Origin of the sequence: Halorubellus salinus (genome assembly GCF_020567525.1) — an archaeon.
Classification (GTDB): Archaea; Halobacteriota; Halobacteria; order Halobacteriales; family Natrialbaceae; genus Halorubellus; species Halorubellus salinus.
Window position 1 is genome coordinate 58,076 of record NZ_JAJCVI010000005.1, and the last position, 21,056, is coordinate 79,131.

20 protein-coding genes are annotated in these 21,056 nt (G+C 69.1%); 13 read left to right on the plus strand and 7 right to left on the minus strand.

Annotated features, from left to right (window positions below):
* Positions 1-155 precede the first annotated feature (155 nt).
* The 6 genes from LI336_RS14480 to LI336_RS14505 all read left to right on the plus strand — a co-directional run bounded on the left by LI336_RS14480 (position 156) and on the right by LI336_RS14505 (position 6,462).
* A complete protein-coding gene (locus tag LI336_RS14480) occupies positions 156-3,668 on the plus strand; it encodes an LAGLIDADG family homing endonuclease (RefSeq protein WP_227133851.1) in 3,513 nt (1,170 codons plus the stop codon).
* On the plus strand, positions 3,669-3,950 hold the full coding sequence (locus LI336_RS14485; protein WP_227133852.1) for a DUF7854 family protein: 282 nt from the start codon (positions 3,669-3,671) through the stop codon (positions 3,948-3,950).
* 65 nt (positions 3,951-4,015) lie between these two features.
* Complete coding sequence (locus tag LI336_RS14490; protein WP_227133853.1) at positions 4,016-4,354, plus strand: DUF7855 family protein; 339 nt, start codon at positions 4,016-4,018, stop codon at positions 4,352-4,354.
* Entirely contained in the window at positions 4,351-5,211 is an 861-nt protein-coding gene (locus LI336_RS14495) for a DUF7856 family protein (protein WP_227133854.1), read from the plus strand. Before LI336_RS14490 ends, LI336_RS14495 begins: the two co-directional genes overlap by 4 nt.
* Before the next feature lie 88 nt (positions 5,212-5,299).
* Complete coding sequence (locus LI336_RS14500) at positions 5,300-5,776, plus strand: DUF7857 domain-containing protein (protein ID WP_227133855.1); 477 nt, start codon at positions 5,300-5,302, stop codon at positions 5,774-5,776.
* Positions 5,773-6,462: a MinD/ParA family ATP-binding protein gene (locus LI336_RS14505; RefSeq protein WP_368408393.1), complete on the plus strand. Its 690-nt coding sequence runs from the start codon at positions 5,773-5,775 to the stop codon at positions 6,460-6,462. Before LI336_RS14500 ends, LI336_RS14505 begins: the two co-directional genes overlap by 4 nt.
* Before the next feature lie 11 nt (positions 6,463-6,473).
* On the opposite strand, the gene LI336_RS14510 is transcribed toward LI336_RS14505, so the two are convergent.
* The gene (locus LI336_RS14510) at positions 6,474-7,385 is read right to left on the minus strand and encodes a transcription initiation factor IIB (RefSeq protein WP_227133857.1); all 912 of its coding nucleotides are present in this window, start codon (positions 7,383-7,385) and stop codon (positions 6,474-6,476) included.
* 171 nt (positions 7,386-7,556) lie between these two features.
* Between LI336_RS14510 and LI336_RS14515 the strand changes: the two genes are divergently transcribed.
* On the plus strand, positions 7,557-8,072 hold the full coding sequence (locus LI336_RS14515; protein ID WP_227133858.1) for a DUF7858 family protein: 516 nt from the start codon (positions 7,557-7,559) through the stop codon (positions 8,070-8,072).
* A 93-nt stretch (positions 8,073-8,165) separates the two neighbouring features.
* Here LI336_RS14515 and LI336_RS14520 read toward each other — a convergent pair whose 3' ends face one another.
* A complete protein-coding gene (locus LI336_RS14520) occupies positions 8,166-8,915 on the minus strand; it encodes a P-loop NTPase family protein (RefSeq protein ID WP_227133859.1) in 750 nt (249 codons plus the stop codon).
* Positions 8,916-8,966: 51 nt separating this feature from the next.
* A complete protein-coding gene (locus tag LI336_RS14525; protein ID WP_227133860.1) occupies positions 8,967-9,392 on the minus strand; it encodes an HIT family protein in 426 nt (141 codons plus the stop codon).
* 231 nt (positions 9,393-9,623) lie between these two features.
* On the opposite strand from LI336_RS14525, the gene LI336_RS14530 reads away from it, so the two are divergent.
* The 3 genes from LI336_RS14530 (at position 9,624) to LI336_RS14540 (ending at position 11,112) form a co-directional block, all read left to right on the plus strand.
* A complete protein-coding gene (locus LI336_RS14530) occupies positions 9,624-9,902 on the plus strand; it encodes a hypothetical protein (RefSeq protein WP_227133861.1) in 279 nt (92 codons plus the stop codon).
* A 126-nt stretch (positions 9,903-10,028) separates the two neighbouring features.
* Positions 10,029-10,724, plus strand: a complete 696-nt coding sequence (locus tag LI336_RS14535; protein ID WP_227133862.1) for an eL24 family ribosomal protein — start codon at positions 10,029-10,031, stop codon at positions 10,722-10,724.
* A 142-nt stretch (positions 10,725-10,866) separates the two neighbouring features.
* Positions 10,867-11,112, plus strand: coding sequence for a hypothetical protein (locus LI336_RS14540; RefSeq protein ID WP_227133863.1), 246 nt, complete (start codon positions 10,867-10,869; stop codon positions 11,110-11,112).
* A 159-nt stretch (positions 11,113-11,271) separates the two neighbouring features.
* Here the strand turns inward: LI336_RS14540 and LI336_RS14545 are convergent, their stop codons facing one another.
* Entirely contained in the window at positions 11,272-11,457 is a 186-nt protein-coding gene (locus LI336_RS14545) for a hypothetical protein (protein ID WP_227133864.1), read from the minus strand.
* Between the two features lie 124 nt (positions 11,458-11,581).
* Between LI336_RS14545 and ileS the strand changes: the two genes are divergently transcribed.
* Positions 11,582-14,767, plus strand: coding sequence for an isoleucine--tRNA ligase (gene ileS, locus LI336_RS14550; RefSeq protein WP_227133865.1), 3,186 nt, complete (start codon positions 11,582-11,584; stop codon positions 14,765-14,767).
* A 79-nt stretch (positions 14,768-14,846) separates the two neighbouring features.
* Positions 14,847-17,027 (plus strand): hypothetical protein, encoded by a 2,181-nt coding sequence (locus tag LI336_RS14555; protein WP_227133866.1) that lies wholly within the window; start codon positions 14,847-14,849, stop codon positions 17,025-17,027.
* A 33-nt stretch (positions 17,028-17,060) separates the two neighbouring features.
* Here the strand turns inward: LI336_RS14555 and LI336_RS14560 are convergent, their stop codons facing one another.
* The 3 genes from LI336_RS14560 to LI336_RS14570 form a co-directional block, all read right to left on the minus strand.
* The gene (locus LI336_RS14560; protein ID WP_227133867.1) at positions 17,061-17,597 is read right to left on the minus strand and encodes a heme NO-binding domain-containing protein; all 537 of its coding nucleotides are present in this window, start codon (positions 17,595-17,597) and stop codon (positions 17,061-17,063) included.
* Positions 17,598-17,715: 118 nt separating this feature from the next.
* Positions 17,716-18,564, minus strand: a complete 849-nt coding sequence (gene prs, locus LI336_RS14565; RefSeq protein WP_227133868.1) for a ribose-phosphate diphosphokinase — start codon at positions 18,562-18,564, stop codon at positions 17,716-17,718.
* Positions 18,565-18,637: 73 nt separating this feature from the next.
* Complete coding sequence (locus LI336_RS14570; RefSeq protein ID WP_227133869.1) at positions 18,638-19,495, minus strand: HVO_0234 family beta-propeller protein; 858 nt, start codon at positions 19,493-19,495, stop codon at positions 18,638-18,640.
* A 184-nt stretch (positions 19,496-19,679) separates the two neighbouring features.
* Here LI336_RS14570 and glmM point away from each other — a divergent pair, with 184 nt between their 5' ends.
* Positions 19,680-21,044 carry a phosphoglucosamine mutase gene (glmM, locus tag LI336_RS14575; RefSeq protein ID WP_227133870.1) on the plus strand — a complete coding sequence of 455 codons (1,365 nt, stop codon included), beginning with the start codon at positions 19,680-19,682 and terminating at the stop codon, positions 21,042-21,044.
* Positions 21,045-21,056 lie beyond the last annotated feature (12 nt).

Here is a 21,056-nt window from a genome sequence, read left to right on the forward strand (position 1 = left end):
GCACGCCACAGCACACGCACACCACCTACCTCAAACCACGTGGTCCCCACCACGACCCGCACCCGACCGCGGCCACAACCCGCACCCGACCGCATCGTTCACTTTCACCCGCCTTTGCGAACCTTCTTGAGTCGGCACGCGTCTAGAAGCGTGTAATGGCTGCAGGGGACAACTCCGAACTCGTCGACGCGTTCCTCGACTTCTACCGCACCTACTACCGCGACGAAATCGGGAAGCTCGCACAGAACTACCCCACCGACCAGCGCTCGCTGTACATCGACTACGACGACCTCTACCGCTTCGACCCCGACCTCGCCGACGACTACGAGAACCAACCCGAACAACTCCAGAAGTACGCCGAGGAAGCGCTGCGCCTCTACGACCTCCCCGTCGACGTCAAACTCGGGCAAGCGCACGTCCGCATGGACCCCCTCCCGGACTCCACGGACATCCGCGAGATCCGCGCCCGCCACGTCAACACGCTCGTCACCGTCCGCGGCACCGTCAACAAAGCCACCGACGTCCGCCCGAAGATGCAGGAAGCCGCGTTCGAATGCCAGCGCTGCGGCACCCTCACGCGCATCCCCCAATCCGGCGGCGACTTCCAGGAACCACACGAATGCGGCGGCTGCGAACGCCAGGGCCCGTTCGGCCTGAACTACGACCAATCCGAGTTCGTCGACTCCCAGAAACTCCGCGTCCAGGAATCACCCGAAGGCTTGCGGGGCGGCGAGACACCGCAGGCGATCGACGTCCAGATCGAGGACGACATCACCGGGAACGTCACGCCCGGCGACCACGTCGCCGCCACCGGCATCCTCCGCCTCGAACAACAGGGCAGCGACCAGGACAAGTCCGCGGTGTTCGACGTCTACATGGACGGCGTCAGCGTCGTCATCGACGAAGAAGACTTCGAGGACATGGAGATCACGGACGCCGACAAGGAAGCCATCTACGAACTCTCCAACAACCCCGACATCTACGAGAAGATGGTCGCCTCCGTCGCCCCCAGCATCTACGGGTACGACGAGGAGAAGCTCTCCATGATCCTCCAGCTCTTCTCCGGCGTCACCAAACACCTCCCCGACGGCTCCCGCATCCGCGGCGACCTCCACATGTTGCTGATAGGGGACCCTGGCACGGGGAAGTGCGTCTCAGGAGACACCAGGGTCACGCTCGTAGACGGGAGCGAACGCGAGATTCGCGACCTCGTCGAGTCGAACCTAAAAAATCCGAAGCCCGTCGACGACGGCGTCTGGGACCACGCCGACTTCGACGTCCCATCGCTTCAACCAGATGGAAGCATCGCAACCGAGTCCGCGACGAAGGTCTGGAAGCGCGACGCTCCCGACGAAATGTACCGCATCCGAACGTCCAGCGGTCGAGAAATCGACGTCACGCCATCTCACCCGTTGTTCGTCCAACGAGACGCTGGATTCGAAGCAGTTCAAGCCGACGACCTCGAGAACGGCGAATTCGTGGCGAGACCGGGCGAGCTCGACGTCGGTGGAGACGACTTGCTCGAAGTTGGTTATCGGGAATCCAAGGCTCCGAACGCGGTTCGCCTCGAACTACCCGACGAGTGGACGCCCTGGCTAGCGCGGCTCGTCGGGTACGTTACTGCAGAAGGCTACGTCGAATACCGTGACGACAACACTGCGTTCATTTCGGTCACCAACAACGACGAAGAGGTATTGGATGCTGTGGGAGATGGTCTGGACCGGTTGGGACTGAACTATTCGACGCGACAAAGCCACGAGGGCAAGACGGCGAGCGAGATCCTCTGCTGTTCGGGCGAGTTCGCGAGTTTCCTCGAGAATCTCGAACCAACGCTCCTCGAGGGTTCGGCATCCAAAACCGTCCCCGGTGCGATATTCCGTGCCTCTCGAGCTACGCAACGTGCGTTCCTTCAGGCGTTCATCGAAGGGGAGGGTCACGTGACGTCGACGCAGCGGGAAATCACGGTTGCGTCGATGAGTCGGGAACTGCTGGAAGGCGTTCGGACTCTCCTCCTCAGATTCGGCATACAGAGTCAACTCCACCCGCGTCAGAACGATAGTCACCGGCTTCGCGTCAGCGGGTTCGAGGCGACAAAGTACGTTCGCAAAATCGGGTTCCTGACTGACCGCAAGCAATCTGTCGGCGACGAATACACGGATGGGGTGGGGAATACGAACCGAGACGTGATTCCGGACGTCGGCACGGTTTGTCGACGCGTCCGCGAGGGGCTCGGACTCACTCAGTCCGACTGTGGCCTCCCGAGATCGACGTACCAGCACTACGAGCGAGGTGACCGAAATCCAAGTAGAGAGAGCCTCCTGACCGTCGTCGAGACATTCGAGGACGCACTCGTCGAACAGCCAGACCCAACTCCGAGTGGTCAAATCGCCGACGGTGGCAGCCTCCGCGCAGCGATCACCGGCCTCCGTCATCTCGCAGAAGGAGACGTCCACTGGGACCGAATCGACTCGATTGAGACGTACGAACCCGACGGCGAGTGGGTGTACGACCTCGAAGTTGCCGGGACGCACACGTACGTCTCGAATGGCATCATCTCGCATAACTCACAGCTCCTCTCCTACATCAAGAACGTCGCTCCCAGATCCGTCTATACGTCGGGTAAAGGCTCCAGCTCGGCGGGTTTGACCGCGGCGGCTGTGAGGGACGATTTCGGTGACGGCCAGCAGTGGTCGCTGGAGGCCGGTGCGCTCGTGTTGGCTGACCGAGGGATTGCGGCGGTGGACGAGCTGGACAAGATGGCGCCGGACGACCGGTCGGCGATGCACCAGGCGTTGGAGCAGCAGGAGATCTCGGTGTCGAAGGCGGGTATCAACGCGACGTTGAAGTCGCGGTGTTCGCTGCTGGGTGCGGCGAACCCGAAGTACGGGCGGTTCGACCAGTACGAGCCGATCGGCGAGCAGATCGACCTCGAGCCGGCGCTGATATCGCGGTTCGACCTGATCTTCACGGTGACGGATCAGCCGGACGAGGAGGAGGACCGGAATCTCGCGCAGCACATCCTGAACACGAACTACGCTGGCGAGCTGTCGACGCAGCGCTCGAAGATGACGAACGTGGACGTGTCGGACGACGAGATCGATGCGGTGACGGCGGACGTGGACCCGGACATCGACCCGGAGTTGATGCGGAAGTACATCGCGTACGCGAAGCAGAACTGTCATCCGCGGATGACGGAGAACGCGCGGCAAGCGATCGAGGACTTCTACGTGGATCTGCGGTCGAAGGGGCAGGACGAGGATTCGCCGGTGCCGGTGACGGCGCGCCAGCTGGAGGCGATCGTGCGGTTGGCGGAGGCGTCGGCGCGGGTGCGGTTGTCTGATACGGTCGACGAGGAGGATTCGGAGCGCGTCATCGAGATCGTGCGGTCGTGCTTGCAGGACATCGGCGTGGACCCGGAGACTGGGGAGTTCGACGCGGACGTGGTGGAGACGGGGCAGTCGAAGACGCAGCGTGACCGCATCAAGAACCTGAAGGCGCTCATCGCGGATATCGAGGAGGAGTACGACGACGGGGCGCCGGTGGACGTGGTGATGGATCGGGCGGACGAGATCGGGATGGACGCGAGCAAGGCCGAGCACGAGATTGACAAGTTGAAGCAGAAGGGTGAGGTGTACGAGCCCAAGCACGAGCACCTGCGGACGACGTAGATGGACCGGATCAGTGCGTTGCGGAACGTGGAGTCGGCGCTCCGCGAGTTCGAGGACGGCGAGTGTTCGTTCGCGGAGTTGGAGGGGCGCGTGCAGGGCGTGTTGCGGACGTACGTGTCGTCGTTCGAGGGCGATGGGGTGGCGCCGTTTCGGGTGGTGGAGGGGCCGGAGGCGGCGGTGGGTGTGGTGGTCGTCGCGGCGGATGCGGTCGGGGCGCGCGAGCGCGTTCGCGAACTCGTTGACGTCGAGGGTGGGGTGTTGTCGGTGGAGCGCGTGACGTAGGTGGAGTGGTGTCGGTCGAGCGCGTGCCGTAGCTCTTTTTTCGTTCGAATCGGGATTGAATGGTAGTGATACTGGTGGTGACGTACTCGCGGGCGGCGCGGCAGGCGCTCCGGAACGCGTGTCGGGCGCACGAGGACGCGGTCGTTCGCCGGTTCGGGCGGGTGGCGCTGTTGGAGGCGACGGCGTTCGGGGCGTTCCTCGGGCTGCGACTCCGGGAGCGCCACGGCGGGGACGTCCAGTTGGAGCGGACGACGCCGTTGAACGAGTTCGAGGACGCGTTCGCGGACGCTCGCGAGGCGGCGGTCGCGTACGAGGACCGCGAGTCGGTCTCGACGCCGTACGCGAAGTTCGCGAAGGAGCGGGACTTGCCGTCGAAGGACCGGCTCCGCGAGCAGGAGCTGTGAGGGTCGCGTACGGCGCGGCGTCGTGGTCGGGGCGGGCACTCGACCTGCGCGACGTGGCGGTGTCGGTGCGTGCGCTCGCGGCGGGGGTTCGCGCGACGGGGTCGGTCGTGGTCGACGAGGGCCGCGAGTTGCGGGTGCACTGCGAGCCGCCGGGGCGCGTGTTCGAGCACGTGGGCGTGGTCTCGCCGGGTGCGGCGGTGGACGTGCGGGCGGCGCTCGCGGCGGTGGCGTGGTCGCGCGAGGAGTCGGTCGACGGCGTCGAGGCGCTGGCGGCGGCGCGCGAGGAACTGGCTGCGGTCGAGGTCCCCGAGGTGGACGTGTCGGCGGCCCGCGAGCGCGTGGCCGAGGCGCGGGCGGCGGCGGAGGCGGTGACGGCGGACGTGGCGGCGGCGCGCGGTGCGGTGCAGGCGCGCGAGGACCTGGACGCGGACGTCGACGCCGGCAGGGAGCGGTTGCGGGCGGCGGTGGCGGACGCAAGCGAGCGCGAGACCGAGCTGGTCGCGGCCGAGCAGGCGCTCGCGCGGGAACGCGAGCTGGCTCGGGAGGCGCGGGACGTGCGCGAACGACGGCTGTCGCTGGCGGACCGCGTCGGGCGCCTGGAGCGCGAGGTGCGCGCGAACCGCGTCGCGACGACGTGGTCGGCGTTCCGCGACGCGGTCGTGGCGGTGCCTGGCGGCAGTCTCGACGACGTGGATGCGGAGCCGGGGTCGTTCGCGGGTGACGACGCGACGGCGGCGCTCGCCGCCGTGCGCGTCGCGAACGTCACCACACCGGTGGTCGTCGGCATCGACCGGTTCGACGACGCCGAGACCGCCCACCAGGTTCTCGACGCACCGGTCGTGCTCGCGGCGGACTGACGCGCAGTCGGTGCGCGCAACCGCCTCGCCGGGTCTCGGCCCGGCGTCCGCGTCGTCGTTTATCAGTGAGGACGCGGCGAGAGCGGGCATGATCGACGTGCGGGTTCGGACGTCGCGTCGGGACGGCGTGACGTTCGCGACGGTGGTCGTGGAGAACCGGTCGAGTGAACGGCGGCGCGTGCGGTTGGCGGTGTCCTGCGAGGGTGCGCTCTGGCCGCCGCGGCGGCGCGGCGTGCCGGCGGCGGGGTGGGACGCCGAGGGCGTGACGCTGACCGTGGCCGCAGGTGGCGTTCGCGGCGTCGGGTTCGCGACGCCGGCGTCGACGGTCGACGTCGAACGCGTCGCGACGCAGGGGCGCGGTGGTGTCGAGCCGGAGGCGACGACCGCGGCCGGTTCGACGGACGCGAACGCACCGGACGTCGACGGCGTCGTCCGTGCGCTCGGGTCGTTCGCACCGCCGCTCGCCGCGACGCCGCGCGAGAACGCAGGTGCGGAGGGGTCGGACGAGCCCGTCGAGCAGGGCGCGAACGCCGCGTCCGGGGACGGCGACGGGTGGGGCGCGTGATCCTCGCGGTCGCGGGCGGGAAGGGCGGCGTCGGGAAGTCGACGGTGGCGTTGAACGTCGCGGACGCGCTGGCGGCGACGGTCGTGGACGCGGACCTGGCGATGGCGGACCTGCCGGGCGGACGCGGGCCGGACCTCCACGACGTCCTCGCGGGGCGCGCGAGCGCGCTGGAGGCGGTGCGGTCGGTCGCTGGCGTCCGCGTGCTCTCGTGCGGCCGGACGCTCGCTGGTGCGCGAGCGAGCGACGTCCGGCGACTCCGACCGACGCTCGAGGTGGTCGAACGCGAGTTCGGCGCGGTCGTCGTGGACTGTCCGGCGGGGATGGCGGCGGACGCGGGCGTGGCGCTCGCGGTCGCCGACCGCGTCGGTATCGTCTGCGAGCCGACCGCGTTCGCCGTCCCGGCCGCCGTCCGAACGCGAGCGCTCGCCCGCGAGCTCGACGCTGGCCTGGCCGGCGTCGTCGTGAACCGCGCACCAGATGGTCTCGACGTGTCGCGGTTCTCGCAGGCACTCGGCGCACCAGCAGTGGCCGTCCCCGAGAGCGACGCCGTCGCCAGCGCGCAGGCCCAAGGGCGACCTGTCGCGCGCGAGGACCCCGACGCACCGGTCGTGGACGCGTTCGCGACGGTCGCGCGGACGCTCGCGGACGGCGCCACCGACGGCCGAACCCGTTCGGACGAGGCGTAGCGACGCCCCGGTCAGTCGTCCGCGACCGCCACTGTCCCGACGGCGTCGTCGGGCGCGTCACGCCGCTCCTCGAGCGCCTGGTACGTGTGGCGGACGGTGACCGGTGAGACGTCCGCGGCGTCGGCCGCGTCGGCCTGCGTGCAGTCGACGCCCGCGTCGGTCGCGGCGAGGTAGAGGCAGCCGGCGGCGACGCCGCTCGGGTTCTTCCCCGTCGCGAGCCCGGACTCGACCGCGGTCGCGGCGAGGTCCGTGGCACGACCCTCGACGTGCTGGGGGAGGTCGAGCGCGTTCGCGTACCGCGGCAGGTACTCGCGCGGGTCGACGGGCCCGGTCGGGAGGCCGAGGTCGCGGTTCAGCGCGTCGTAGGCGACGCGGAGCTCCCGTTCGTCGGCGCGTGCGACCGCCGCGATCTCCTCGACCGTCCGGGAGAGCGACCGGACGCGACACGTGGCGTACACCGCGGCAGCGGCGAACCCTTCCAGGGACCGACCCTTGAGGAGGTCCTCGTTCTGCGCGGACTCGAAGAGCGTGCACGCCTGCTCCTGGATGGACTCGGGGAGCGAGAGCGCGCCGACGACGCGGCGCACCTCGGTGAACGCGTACACCTGGTTCCGGTCGCGTTTCGTCGCGATGCGTGCTCTTGCGTGCTCGCGGCGCATCCGGGCGACGCGACGACGCTTCCGGCCGGTGAGCCGCGTGTCCGACCCGTGCCCGATGGTCGTGGAGAGCCCGCGGTCGTGCCGGGAGCGCGTCAGGGGAGCACCGGTTCGTTTGCCGTCGGCAGGGCCGTCGTCGAAGCTCCGCCACTCGGGGCCGCGGTCGACGCGGTCGGCGGCGACCACGAGGCCGCAGTCGGTGCAGACGTACTCGTCGTCGCTCGGTCGAACGTCGCCATCGCACTCGGGGCAGACTGTCGTTCCCATACTCGAACGTTCGCCGCGAACCCTTACTTAACTACAGGTGGTCGCGGGTCGAAAAGCCCGACAGCGGCGCTTCGAACGTACCGGAATCCGGTACGTTCCTCTCGCCGGAAGCAGATTATATGCGTCATTGGATACGATGGTTTAAATCACGTCGGGCGTGTACGTGCTGGCATGGGGTTGGCCGACATCGCGGCGGGACTGTCGACGACGACCGAGCAGGACGAGCGCGGCGTGGCGAGCGTCGACGCGACCGACGCGGACCTCGCGGACGCGCTCGCGGCATTCGCGGACGCACTCCCCTGCGAGCCGGCGGCGGCGGCGGCCGTCGCCGAGGCGTACGTCGGCGGCGGGGCGGTCGACGCCGCGGGACACGACGCCGGTGTCCCGCCGATGACGGCCGCGAAGACGCTGCATCGACTCGGGTTCGCCGGCCTGTCGCCGGTGAGCGCGACCGGCGAGCGCGTGCTCGAGGACTACCTCACCGGGCGAGTGTCGCGAGCGGACGCACGCGGCCTCCTCTCGCTGTCCGACGCCGAGTTCGCGCTCGCGACGTACGTCGCGACGCACGACCCCATCGATGGCGCGCGCGGCGTCGTCGATGGTGCGCTCGAGGACGAACGAGAGGCGAGCGTCGAGAAGCGGAACGCGCTCGCGGAGACGATGTCGAGCGCGGACGAGTTCTACTGACCGTCGAGGTGACCGCCAGCGTCGCGGTCGACGTCGCCGTCGAAGTATCCGGACCCGCCAGCCAGGCCACTCGGCGACCGCGATCCGTCGACGTCAATCGAGAATTCGTTCCGTGACGGTTCGCGGACCGGCGTCGACGTCGAGGTCGGCGTCGAACGCGGTCGTCGCGAACTCGGCTACTGCGTTCGGGAACGCGCCGGTGGCGTCGTCGCAGACCGGTGCAGCCGTGGGGTCGACGACGTCGCTCTCCGGGACCGCGACCGCCGGGTCCGTGACGACCGGCGAGTCCGCGACGCGGTTCGCGACGACGAGGTCGCCGGGGGAGGCTGCGTCGAGGTCGCGGAGGCGGTCCCGGACGCGCGGGAGGGCGTCCGCGCCACGGTGGCCGTCGGGGGCGACGAGCGCGACGCGGTCGACGGCGGTGACCGCGGCGACGTGCTGGTTCGCAGCGACCGGTGACACGTCCACGAGGACGTAGTCGAACGCGTCGGCGGTCTCGCGGACGACGGCGTCGAAGCGCTCGGCCGCGGCCGCGGTCTTCGCGTCGGCGAGTTCGGTGAACGACGCGCGGGCGGGGCACGCGGCGACGCGACCGGGTGCGTTCACGTCGAGGTCGACGAGCGATTCGCTCGGGGCGACCGCGTCGTCCGTGAGCAATCGGGTGGCGTCGACGTCGACGCGTCCGGGGACGTAGTGGGCGAGTCCTTGCGTGGCGAACGCGGCGTCGAACACCGCGACGTCGCGGCCGTCGCGCGCGAGGACGGCAGCGGTCTCGACGACGAGTCGGGTCGTGCCCGCGCCACCGGTGGCGCCGACGACCGCGACCGAACGTGGCGTACTCATACCACCACCTCCGGCGCTTTCACTGATAAACTCCGTGAAGGAAAGTCGCGGTCAGGCGTCGTCGGCGATGCGCGCGGCGATGTCGTCGAGTTCGTCGTCGCTCAGGTCGGGGCGGGCGCCGGCGATGGCGTGGATCGGGCCGCCGCCGTCACCGTCGAACCGCGGGATGACGTGTCCGTGGACGTGCGGGACCTCCTGGCCGGCGGCCTCGCCGTTGTTGAACGCGACGTTCGACGCGTCCGCGTCGACCGCCGTCTCGATGACCGGCGTCAGTCGGTGGAGCGTCTCGAACACGCTCGCGCCGGCGTCGGTGGGGAGGTCGCCGAGCGTCTCGTGGTGCGCTTTCGGGATGACGAGCGTGTGCCCGGGCGCGAGCGGGTTCGCGTCCAGGAACGCGAGCACGTCGTCGTCCTCGTAGACGGTCCGACTCGGGATGTCGCCCGCGACGATCTGACAGAAGATGCAGTCCTCGCTCATGTCCGGGACGTCGGCCGGCGGCCGTATGAAGATTACCCGTCACCCGCCCCCGCCCGTGCATCCGGCATCGACGTCCACCTGCGCCCGGGCATCTGGCACGGGCGTGCTCGACGTCCCACCTCCCTCGCCCGGTGCCGGCAAAATCGGCCGGGAACGGCCCTTCCCGACGCTGCTCCTTGGATATACAGCCAGAATACTCCTAACCGTGCCGTCGGTCGTTTCAATCAGGGAATGGGTTCGAGCATCTTCGCCGACGAGTCGGGGGACGAGTCGGCGCGCGACCGACGGAGAGACGAACGCGAACCGTCCGTGTTCCGGCGACCGCAGGATACCGAGCCCGCGTCGACGGACGGCACCGGCGAGCAACGACCGCACGACGACGGCCGAGACGTCGGCCGCGACGACCGAGACATCGACCGTGAGGGGAGAGAGGACGTCGACGATGCGACGACGATGACGGTGTTCAGCGGTGACGACGTCTTCGAGTTCGCGGTCGACGACGAACGATAGTCCTCGCAGCGATTCCGGCCGACCACGGTCCTCGCAGCGATAACGCCCAGCCACGGCCCTCGCGGACGTGACGATTCGCCGTACTATCCGGTACGTTTATATTTCGACCGTGGGTCGTGTCGGCGTATGCCAGGGTGGACTTCGGCGACAGACGACGCCGACGACGCGATACGGACGGACGGTGGAACCGAAGACGACGACGCGGCCGAGATCAAGCAGATGCTCTCCGAGGGCGACGACGACGGCGAACTCGCGGACGCCGTCACCGGCGACGACGAGGACGACGAGTACGAGGGCGGGCCCGCGATGGACTTCGGACTGAAGCTCGGCGCGCCGTTCGCGCTCGTCACCGTCGGCCTCCTGTTCGTCGACCCGCAGCCCCTCCTCGAGTTCGACCCGACCGGGAAGTACTTCATCGACACGCTCGACGTCGGCGGCCCCGGGAACATCGTGTACATCTCCGCGTCGACGCTCGCACTCTCCTTCCTCGCCGGCCTGCTGTACCCGTCCTTGGCGGACGACATCGACGCCGACGACGACTTCAAGATGGACCTCGGTCTCGGCCTGTCGCTCCCGACCGTCGCCGTCATGGGACTCGGCGTCCTGTTCTTCATGTTCTGGCCAGCCGTGTTCGCCCTCCTGAACGGCGCGCTCGTCGAAGCGCTCATCACGGTCGTCATCGCGGTCGTCCTCGTCGCGATCGCGGTCGCCGGCTCCATCGTCACGCTCGTCGTCGCCGCCATCGCGACGCTTTACTTCGTCGGCCCCGCCCTCATCGGGTCCTACGTCGGCGGGTTCATCGGCGAACGCATCGCGACGTAACCAGATACTCGGCTCCGTTGGAATCCTCTCGATTCGACACCGCGCTCACTGAAACAGTCGTTAGGATGAGAATGCGAATGCACCGGGTATTTCGGCCGAGTCACCGGTGCATTTAACAAGAGGTAGAGATTCTATCATGAACATGGCTTACAGCCAACAAAACAGGTTCGCCCTCCCGTCAACGTGGCTCGAACTAAATGATACTGCGGTAGAACTGCTATTTGCCGTGTCGTTACTTATCGGGTCGGCGTCTCTCTTCGCGATGGCGAGTGGAGACCCTGAAATGATGGCACTAGTTGCGCTGACTGGACTCACCGTTATCTTCCTGGGGACAGCGCTCGTCCGATCGTCTGAGTACCTCAGGACGAACGGCGTGTCCCTTCCCTGATGTCAGAGGTGCGCTGAGCCCCGTAGTACGCGGCGGTTAGTCGTCGTGCTGTATGTAACAGCAGCGGGGAGAAACGCATCACCAGCGGAGGGTGTGGAAATAACCGGGGTTCGGGCGTCCGAGGCGTCGCAGCGTCCGAGTCGAGCGAACGACAGGTGGTTACTCGAGGACGTGGAGGCCGGCGACCATCGCGGCGCTGGCGACGACGCCGGCGAGGCCCGCGGTCGTGATGCGGGAGATGCCGTCGAGGGTCGTCGCGTTCCACGCGAGGAGGACGACGACGGTCGCGACGACGAGGATCGCGCTCAGTTGTTCCTCGGAGAACGACGACAGCGTCGTGTTCATATCCGGAAGTGATGCCGAGAAGTCATATCAAACCCGGGGTAAACCGTCGTGAGCCGTGCGCGGTCGTCCGGTCTCGTTCTGCAGGACCGAACCCACTTTAGTGACGGAGGGAGTTAGCCCGGATATGGAACGGTTCGAGGAGGTCGCGGACCAGTACGACCCCGACGCGGTCGAGGACCGCGTGTTCGAGCACTGGGACGCGGTCGACGCCTACGAGCAGACACGACGCCACCGCGAGGGCGAGGAGACGTTCTTCTTCGTCGACGGCCCGCCGTACACGTCGGGGGCGGCGCACATGGGGACGACGTGGAACAAGACCCTGAAGGACGCGTTCATCCGGTACTATCGGATGCAGGGGTTCGACGTCACCGACCGTCCGGGCTACGACATGCACGGGCTCCCCATCGAGACGAAGGTCGAGGAGCAACTCGGGTTCGAGAACAAGAAGGACATCGAGGAGTTCGGCGTCGAGAACTTCATCGAGGAGTGCAAGGCGTTCGCCGACGACCAGTTGGAGGGCCTCCAGGAGGACTTCCAGAGCTTCGGCGTCTGGATGGACTGGGAGAACCCCTACAAGACCGTGAATCCGGAGTACATGGAGGCGGCGTGGTTCGGGTTCGAGAAGGCTCACGAGCGCGGGCTCGTCGAGCAAGGCCAGCGCTCGATCAACCAGTGTCCGCGCTGCGAGACCGCCATCGCGAACAACGAGGTCGAGCGTCACGACGTCCACAAGCCAGCGATCTACGTGAAGTTCCCGCTGGTGGGCGAGGAGGGTAACCTCGTCATCTGGACGACGACGCCGTGGACGATCCCCGCGAACACGTTCGTCGCGGTCGACCCCGACGGCGAGTACGCGAAAGTGCGCGCGGAGACGGGTGACGGCGACGGCGACGTCCTGTGGGTGTCCGCGAGTCAGGTCGAGGCCGTCCTGAAGGCCGGTCGCTACGAGGACTACGAGGTCCTCGAGGAGCGCGACGCCGACGAGATGGTCGGTATGGAGTACGAGCACCCGCTCGGCGAGGAGGTCCCCGACCACCCGCAGGGCGAGGGCGCCGGCGAGGTCTACACCGCGGAGTACGCGGACGCCGGCGACAAGTCCGGGATGGTGCACTCCGCGCCCGGGCACGGTGAGGAGGACTTCGAGCGCGGCCGCGAGCTCGACCTCGAGATCTTCTGTCCGGTCGGGAGCGACGGCACGTACGGCGAGGCCGGTGGGAAGTACGCCGGGCAGTTCGTGCGTGACGCGAACGCGGACGTCATCGCGGACCTCGACGCGAAGGGCGCCCTGCTCGCGCACGACGAGCACTACCTCGTCGAGGGCGAAGGGAAGTGCTGGCGCTGTGACACCGACATCGTTCGCCTCGTCACCGACCAGTGGTTCATCACGGTCTCGGACATCAAAGAGGAGCTCCTGGCGAACATCGAGGACTCGGAGTGGTATCCCGCGGACGCCAGGGACAACCGCTTCAAGGACTTCGTCGAGGGGTCGCCGGACTGGAACGTCTCTCGACAGCGGTACTGGGGCATCCCCATCCCCATCTGGACGTGCGACGACGAGGACTGCGACCACCTGAACGTCGTGGATACGCGCGAGACGCTCGCCGACCGCGTGCATCAGGACGTCGACCCCGACGCGGTCGACCTCCACAAGCCGACCGTCGACGACCTGACGATGGACTGCGCGGGCTGTGGGAGCGAAGCGACCCGCGTCCCGGACGTGTTCGACGTCTGGCTCGACTCCTCGGTCGCGTCCTGGGGTACCCTCGACTATCCCGAGGACGACTCGCAGTTCGACGAGCTCTGGCCGGCGGACCTCATCATGGAGGCTCACGACCAGACGCGCGGCTGGTTCTGGAGCCAGCTCGGTATGGGGACCGCCGCGTTCGGCGAGATCCCCTACGAGGAGGTCCTCATGCACGGGTGGGCGCTCATGCCCGACGGCCGGACGATGTCGAAGTCCAAGGGCATCCTCGTCGACCCGCAGGAGGTCATCGACGACTACGGCGTCGACCCGATGCGGGCGTTCCTCCTCAGCCAGAACCCGCAGGGGAGCGACATGAAGTTCTCGTGGGACGGCATGGACAACGTCTCGCGCGACCTGAACATCCTCTGGAACGTCTTCCGGTTCCCGCTGCCGTACATGGAGATGGACGACTTCCAGCCCGGCGACGAGGACCTCATCCAGCTCGACACGCGCCTCGTCGACGAGTGGGTGCTCGCGCGCCTCCAGTCCGTCAAAGCCGAGATGACCGAGCACTGGGAGGCCCGTCGGCCGGACAAGGCCCTGAACGCGCTGCTCTCGTTCGTCACCGACGACGTGTCGCGGTTCTACGTGCAGGCGATCCGCGAGCGCGTCTGGGAGGAAGAGGAGAGCGAGAGCAAGCTCGCGGCGTACGCGACGGTCTACGAGGTCATGCACGAGGTCGTCGCGCTCCTCGCGCCGTACGCGCCGTTCATCGCGGACGAGATGTACGGGACGCTCACGGGCGACAGCGGGTTCGATACCGTCCACATGCGCGACTGGCCCGAGGTCGAGGAGACGTGGGTCGATGCGGAACTCGAGGCCGACGTCGAGGTCCTCCGAGCGATGGAGGAGGCGGGGGCGAACGCGCGCCAGCAGGCCGACCGGAAGCTCCGCTGGCCGGTGACGCGCGTCGTCGTCGCACCGAACGACGAGCGGACGTACGAGGCGGTCGACCGCCACCTGTCGCTGCTCGCCGAGCGGTTGAACGCGCGCGACGTCGAGCTCGTCGACCCCGGCGAGCAGTGGGGCGAGCTCGCGTACTCCGCTCGCGCGGACATGAGCGAGCTCGGGCCGGCGTTCGGCGACCGTGCCGGCGAGGTCATGCAGGCGTTGAACGACGCGCGCCTCGACGAGAAGGACCTCGAGACGCTCCGCGAGGTCGTCGGCGAACCCGACCTCGACGAGTCGATGGTGTCCTTCGAGTCGGAGACGCCCGACAGCGTCGCCGGGTCGACGTTCGAGGTCGACGGCGACACGAAGGGCGTCGTGTACGTGGACACGACGCTCACGGAGGACATCGAGAGCGAGGGGTACGCGCGCGAGGTCATCCGTCGCGTCCAGGAGATGCGCAAGGACCTCGAGCTGGACGTCGACGAGCAGGTCCGGTTGCACGTCGAGGTCGCCGACGACCGGATCGCGGGCCTCGTCGACCAGCACCGCGACCTCGTCGCCGAGGAGACCCGTGCGACGTTCGTCGAGGACGTCGACGCCGACGCCCGCGAGTGGGACGTCGAGGGGACGACGGTCACCATCGCGCTCGACCCGGTCGCCGAAGCCGAGGCCTGAACTCGGCGACCCGCTGCGGTGCCCGCGTCCCGGGACGAGTTGGGACAAGAGTCTTTTCCGAACCGCCCGAACGACGGGTGTGTTCCGTCGGCTCGCGCTCGTCGTCGTTCTCGTCGTCTCGCTTCCAGCGGTCGCGACTGCTGGTGTCGGTACGTCCGCGACGCCACAGTCGGTCGACGCACGCACCGATGCGGTCGTGCGGACCGCTGTCGACCCGCTCGGGTCGACCGCGAGCGCGTCGACGGGAGTCGGTCCGGCCAGCGAGTCGACCGCAAGCGAGGGAGTCGATTCGGCCAGCGAGTCGAACGCGACCGCGGCGACGGAGACCATCCGTCGAACCGTCGAGCTGTCGCTGACACCCGACGAACCGGGGTCGGTGCAGGCGGTGGTGACCTACGAGGTGCCCGACCCGGTGACGCGGCTCGAGGTGTCGCTCGGCGACGAGTCGACGGTCGTCGCCACCGACGGGTTCGAGCGACAGAGCGACGGCACGTACGCGTGGACGGAGTCGACGTCGACGCCGACGCTCGAGTTGCGCGTGGACGCGAACCGGACGTCCGGCGGTCGTCGCACCGCCGTCGACGCGTCCGGTAGCGGTGCGGCCGGGACCGGTGCGGCCGGGACCGGAGCGAGCGCGGACGGGTACGTGTTCGTGGACGCCGGCCCGTGGGCGCTCGTGCAGGTGCCGCGCGTCGGGACGCGCTGGGGGTGGACGGGCGCGACCGACGTCGACCTGGAGAAGGACGCGGTCGTCGACGGCGCGGGTGCGACCGGCGGCGAGATGGCGTACCTCGGGCCCGTCGAGCGATACACCGCCGAGGGGCGCGGTGAACGGTTCGAGCTCGTCGTCCCCGAGCGCGCCGAGTTGAACGGGACGCCCCAGGCGGTCCTCGGGTCGCTGGTCGCGGCGAGCGACGACCTCCGCGTCGACGCGCGCAGCGAGGAGGTGTTCGTCATCGCCGCCCCCGAGGACGTCGACTGGGGGATCGCCGGCCTCCAGTTCGGCGAGGACGACGCGTGGGTGCTCGCCGGGTCGCCCGTCGACTCGCCGGACAGCGTGTGGATCCACGAGTACGTCCATACGCGCCAGGCGTTCGACACGACCGAGAGCGGCCGGTGGGTGACGGAGGCGACCGCGGACTACTACGCGGCGTTGCTCGCGTACGGGCAAGGGAACGCGAGCTACGCGGCGTTCCGCAGGCAGCTCGAGCGCGGCCAACGCGACCAGTACGACGACGACGTCCTGGCGTTCCCGCAGACGTGGAGCAGCGGCGCGAACTACCTGAAGGGCGCGCTCGCGGCCGGCGCCATCGACCTCGCGATGCGCGAATCGACGAACAGTTCGGCGTCGTTCCAGACGACGTTCCGGGCGTTGAACGCGTACAACGGGACGGTGTCGAACGACGTCGTCCTGGACGCCGTCGGTGACGGTGCGGGCGCGAACGTCCGCGCGTACGCGTCGGCGTTGACCCGGAGCGACCGGACCGCGGAGGCGTGGGACGAGCGCACGCACGAGCGGTACTTCGGCGTGCAACCGCCCGTGTTCGACGTCTCGGTCCCGGTCGCTGGCGTCGCCACCAGCGGTCCGTACGGCGAGCGGACGCTCGGGCGGACGCGGGCGACGGTGATCGCCGGCGAGACGCTCTCGGTGACGGTGGCGGTGACGAACGTCGGCTGGCAGGCAGGCACGTACACGACCGCGATGACGGTGAACGGGCAGCGGGTCGCCGTCCGCGAGGGCGAACTCGCGACGGGTGCGTCGACGACGGTCACGTTCGAGCAGGCGTTCGACGACCCGGGCACCTACCGGGTGCGTGCCGGCGGGCGAACGCTCGCGGTCGAGGTCGTCGAACCGCCGTCGCCGACCGTCGAGGACGTCTCGGTGCCGACGACGGTCGCGGCCGGCGAGGAGGTGACGCTGTCGTTTTCGGTCCGGAACGACGCCCCGGTGCCGGGGCGCGTGGTCGTCCCGGTCGCGCTCGACGGCGAGGTGCTCGCGAACGAGACGGTGCTCGTGCCCGCGGAGTCGAGCGTCCAGCGGACGTACACCATCTCGTTCGCCGGCTCCGGCGAGCAGGTCGTCAGCGTCCGCGACCAGACGGTGACCGTGCAGGTGACGGGCGCGACGACGACCGAGCGCACGTCGCAGGGCGGGGGGACGACCGAGGAGTCGCTGCCGGTTCCCGGGTTCGGTGCGAGTGTCGCACTCGCGGCGCTCGCGGTGCTCGCTCTCGTCGCACTCGGTCGAGGACGCGACTAGAAGCCCCTTCGGATCCGCGTCACGCCAGCGGCGTCACGCCCGTTCGACGTGGAACTCGCAGTGGTCCTCGCCGTCGCGCGTACACAACTCCTGGGTGACCTCGCAGGGGTCGCCGAACGTCTCGCCGACGCCGATGATGATGCCCTCGCCGAGCGTGCAGAGGTCGCGCTCCGAGCGGAACTCGACGACTGCGACGTCCTCGCTCAGGCGTTCGGTGGTGACGTCTGGCGTCGTCGTCTCCGCGTTCTGCGCTTCGATCTGCTCGTAGATGCCCGGTAATCCCTCGAGGAGGTCGAACGTCGACCAGTCGTCGCGGACGTGTGCTTTGAACGTCGAGAGCAGGTCGCCCGCGAGGAACGCACCGAAGTCCCGCTGGATCGCTGCTTCGTCGTGGCCGCTCATCTCGGCGATGACCGACAGCGACCGCGTGAGGTCCGTGTCCGGGTAGTGCGAGACCGGGAGGTAGAGCTTCGGGTCGATGTCCGCGCGCTCGAGGACGTCGTCCCAGACGTCCTCGCCCATGTTCTCAGCGACGTACGTCTTCAGTGACTTGTGGAGGATTCCATGCATGTTGCGTGCTCGACAGGCTAACTGTCACCTACGTACGGCGACCATATCTTAAAACATTGGGGTGGATTCCACGATGACGGGCGGAACCCGTCGAACTGGGGTGGCGCGACCGGTGGCGCTAGAGGTGCTCGGCGACGGCGGGTGCGACGCTGACGACGCTCTGCGGGCGTTCGAGCGTGTCCGTGCCGACGATGCGGGAGACGCCCGCGCGGCGGAGTTTCGTGACGGCGTTCGCCGCGAACAGCGGGTGGACGGTCGCGACCGACACCGACGCGGCGTCGCGGTCGCGCAGCACCGCGATGGATTCGCTCATCGTCGACCCGGTGGCGACGATGTCGTCGACGACGACGACGTCCCGGTCGGCGACCGTGGCGTCACTCGGCGTGATATCGACCTCGTCGCCGCTGACGCGATGCTTCACGAAGTGGTCGGTCGCGCCGCGGCCGTACGCGTCCCGGACGGTCGTCGCGAGGTCGCACGCGCCCTCGTCGGGCGCGAGAAAGAGCGGGTCCACGAGGTCGTCGGGGAGCGGGTTCGCGAGCACGCCAGCGCCGTCCACGGCGGTCGCAGTCGGCTCGAAGAACTCGCAGACGGCCGTCTCGTGAGGGTTCACGGTGAGGACGCGGTCCGCGTTCGCCGAGAGCGCACCGGCGACGGCGCGCGCCGACACCGGGTCGCCCGGATCGAACGCCTCGTCCTGGCGCGCGTACCCCATGTACGGTAGGACGGTGACGACCTCGCTCGCGCCAGCTTCGCGCGCCGCGTCCTGGAGCTGCAGGCACTCCACGTGCGCGTCGCTGCTCGCGGTCGACGCAACCACGATAGCGCGGTCGGGCGCGACGTCGCCGACGTTCACCTTCAGTTCACCGTCCGGGAACCGCTCGTAGTCGACGAGCGCCAGCTCGTCGTCGAGTTCGCCCGCGAGCGCTGCCGCGAGCGACTGGGTGCTCGACCCACCGAATATCATGTTCGACGGGTCGACGCGGGCGCGTAAATCCGTTTTCTTTGCGCGCGAACGCCGTCGGACCGGACGCGTCGGTTCACTCCGTCGTGGTGCGGGCGACCGCCGCCGTCACGTCCCGGACGCCGAGTTCCTGGTGGCGCCAGCCGTCCGGGCCCTCCGCGGCGAACAGGCCGTCCGCCGAGACCGCGTAGACGGTGTCGCCGTACGCGACGTCGACGATTGGGCGGTCGAGTTGCGTGGTGTGCGTCCAGTCGCCGTCGTGGTGCGCGTACAGGACCTCGTCGGTGCCGGCGTGCGCACGTCCGAGTCGACCGTCTGCGGCGCCCGGGTCGCTCGCGACGAACCGGAAGTCGCCGTCGGCGACGTCCATCCAGCCGTTCCCGAGCTGGAACAGGCCCTCGCTGGTCGTCGCGAGCGGCACCCCCGCCGCGGCGACGTCGGTCGCGCTCGCCAGCCCGGCGTGCCGGAGCGACCCGTCGAGCGCGCGGTAGACGCCGTCCGCGGTCGCGAGCAGGTCGCCGTCCATGCGCGCGACCGCCGTCAGCTCGCCGAGGTCCCGCCACTCGCCGTCGCGGTAGCGTGCGACCGCGCCGTCGTCGGTCGCCGCGAGCACGTCGTCGCCGTGGACCGCGACCGCCGACGCCGCCCCGAACCCCGTCTCCACGAACCGCTCGCCACGATCGGGCGTAGTCGACCGCGCTCCGTCGCCCGCGTCCAGCAGGACTGCGTCGTCGGTCGCGACCGCCAGTCCCGCCGGCCCGCTCGCGACGTCCCGAGCCGTGCATCGTACCGCGAGCTCGAACTCGCCGACGCGCTCCTCGACCACCGACACGGCGACCACGCCCGTCGACGCGGCGACGTACACGGTCGTCGAGCGCTCGTCGCCATCGTACACGCGCTTCTCGTCGATCCCGATGTCCTCGTCCGCACTCATCACCCACCCCTTCGGCGCGTCCACGTATCAAACCCCGCCCGGGAACGCCCACGGACGGCGGCGTCGCTCCCGCGGCGTCGCTCCCGCGTCGTCGCTCCCGCGTCGAGTGCGTGCCCTGCGAGCGCGTGACGGACGCGAGCGGTAACGGAATCCCTTAGTCGACCCCGCGCAAGAAGGTACACGAATGAAGGTATTCGGTTCCAGTGGGACGCGCGGCGTCGCCAACGACGAGTTGACGCCGGGGTTCGTGCTGCGCGTCGCGAAGGCCGCGGGCACGGCCTGGAGCGCGGAGCGCGTCGCCATCGCTCGGGACACGCGAGCGACGGGACGGATGCTCGCCGACGCCGCCGCGGCAGGGCTGGCGAGCGTCGGCGTGGACGTCGACCGCCTCGGCGTCGTCGCGACGCCGGGCGCGCAAGCGTACGCCGAACGCGAAGGCGTCCCGGTCGTCATGATCACCGCGAGCCACAACCCGCCGGAGTACAACGGCGTGAAGCTCGTCGGCGCCGACGGCGTCGAACTCGCCGTCGAGGACCTCGAACGCGTCGAGGACGTCCTCGTCGGGGAGACGTTCGCGGCCGCCGACTGGGACGAGGTCGGCGACGAGACGCGGGTCGCTGACGCCCGCGACCGCTACGTCGAGGAGCTGCTCGCGAGCGTGGACCGCGAGAAGATAGCGGACGCGGACCTGACGGTCGCGCTCGACCCCGGGCACGGCGCCGGCTGCCTCACGAGCCCCGAGTTCTTCCGGCGACTCGGCTGCAAGGTCGTCACGGTGAACGCCCAGCCGGACGGGCACTTCCCGGGCCGCGACCCCGAGCCCGTCCCGAAGAACCTCGCGGACCTAGGACGACTCGTCCGGTCGACCGACGCCGACGTCGGCATCGCGCACGACGGCGACGCCGACCGCGCCATCTTCTACGACGAGCACGGCGAGTACGTCGAGGGCGACGCCACCCTCGCCGCGCTCGCCGCTGCGAAACTCGAACCCGGCGACACCACCGTCTCCGCGGTGAACGTCTCCCAGCGGCTCGTCGACGTCGCCAACGACGCCGGCGCCACCCTGGAACTCACGCCCATCGGGTCGACGAACATCATCACGCGCATCGAGGAACTCCTCGCGGACGGCGAACACGTCCCCGTCGCCGGCGAAGGCAACGGCGGCATCTTCTTCCCCGACTACCGGCTCTCGCGGGACGGCGCGTTCATCGGCGCGCGCTTCCTCGAACTCGTCGCCGACCGCCCCGTCAGCGAGATCGTCGCCCCGTACGACGGCTACCACAACGTCCGCCGGAACCTCGACTACGACACCGAGGACGAGCGGAACGCGATGCTCGACGCCGCCGAAGCCGTCGCCGCCGACGCCGACGCCGACCTGTCGACCATCGACGGCTACCGGCTCGACTACGGCGACGCGTGGGTGCTCGCCCGCCCGAGCGGCACCGAACCGCTCGTCCGCGTGTACGCCGAAGCCCGGACCGACGAGCGCGCGAACGAACTCGCGGACTTCGTCGTCGCCGAACTCGCGGACGCACGCGACGCCGCCTGACGACCGTATCGA

What these genes read in the sequence shown, in the direction of transcription:
- LI336_RS14510 (WP_227133857.1), bottom strand. Translation starts at nt 7,385, where the DNA reads ATGGGAACGACAGTCTGCCCCGAGTGCGATGGCGACGTTCGACCGAGC.
- LI336_RS14570 (WP_227133869.1), bottom strand. Translation starts at nt 19,495, where the DNA reads ATGAGTGCGGACGAGGACATCGGGATCGACGAGAAGCGCGTGTACGAT.
- ileS (WP_227133865.1), top strand. Translation starts at nt 11,582, where the DNA reads ATGGAACGGTTCGAGGAGGTCGCGGACCAGTACGACCCCGACGCGGTC.
- LI336_RS14535 (WP_227133862.1), top strand. Translation starts at nt 10,029, where the DNA reads ATGCCAGGGTGGACTTCGGCGACAGACGACGCCGACGACGCGATACGG.
- LI336_RS14520 (WP_227133859.1), bottom strand. Translation starts at nt 8,915, where the DNA reads ATGAGTACGCCACGTTCGGTCGCGGTCGTCGGCGCCACCGGTGGCGCG.
- LI336_RS14480 (WP_227133851.1), top strand. Translation starts at nt 156, where the DNA reads ATGGCTGCAGGGGACAACTCCGAACTCGTCGACGCGTTCCTCGACTTC.
- prs (WP_227133868.1), bottom strand. Translation starts at nt 18,564, where the DNA reads ATGATATTCGGTGGGTCGAGCACCCAGTCGCTCGCGGCAGCGCTCGCG.
- LI336_RS14500 (WP_227133855.1), top strand. Translation starts at nt 5,300, where the DNA reads ATGATCGACGTGCGGGTTCGGACGTCGCGTCGGGACGGCGTGACGTTC.
- LI336_RS14530 (WP_227133861.1), top strand. Translation starts at nt 9,624, where the DNA reads ATGGGTTCGAGCATCTTCGCCGACGAGTCGGGGGACGAGTCGGCGCGC.
- LI336_RS14485 (WP_227133852.1), top strand. Translation starts at nt 3,669, where the DNA reads ATGGACCGGATCAGTGCGTTGCGGAACGTGGAGTCGGCGCTCCGCGAG.
- LI336_RS14545 (WP_227133864.1), bottom strand. Translation starts at nt 11,457, where the DNA reads ATGAACACGACGCTGTCGTCGTTCTCCGAGGAACAACTGAGCGCGATC.
- glmM (WP_227133870.1), top strand. Translation starts at nt 19,680, where the DNA reads ATGAAGGTATTCGGTTCCAGTGGGACGCGCGGCGTCGCCAACGACGAG.
- LI336_RS14525 (WP_227133860.1), bottom strand. Translation starts at nt 9,392, where the DNA reads ATGAGCGAGGACTGCATCTTCTGTCAGATCGTCGCGGGCGACATCCCG.
- LI336_RS14515 (WP_227133858.1), top strand. Translation starts at nt 7,557, where the DNA reads ATGGGGTTGGCCGACATCGCGGCGGGACTGTCGACGACGACCGAGCAG.
- LI336_RS14540 (WP_227133863.1), top strand. Translation starts at nt 10,867, where the DNA reads ATGGCTTACAGCCAACAAAACAGGTTCGCCCTCCCGTCAACGTGGCTC.
- LI336_RS14560 (WP_227133867.1), bottom strand. Translation starts at nt 17,597, where the DNA reads ATGCATGGAATCCTCCACAAGTCACTGAAGACGTACGTCGCTGAGAAC.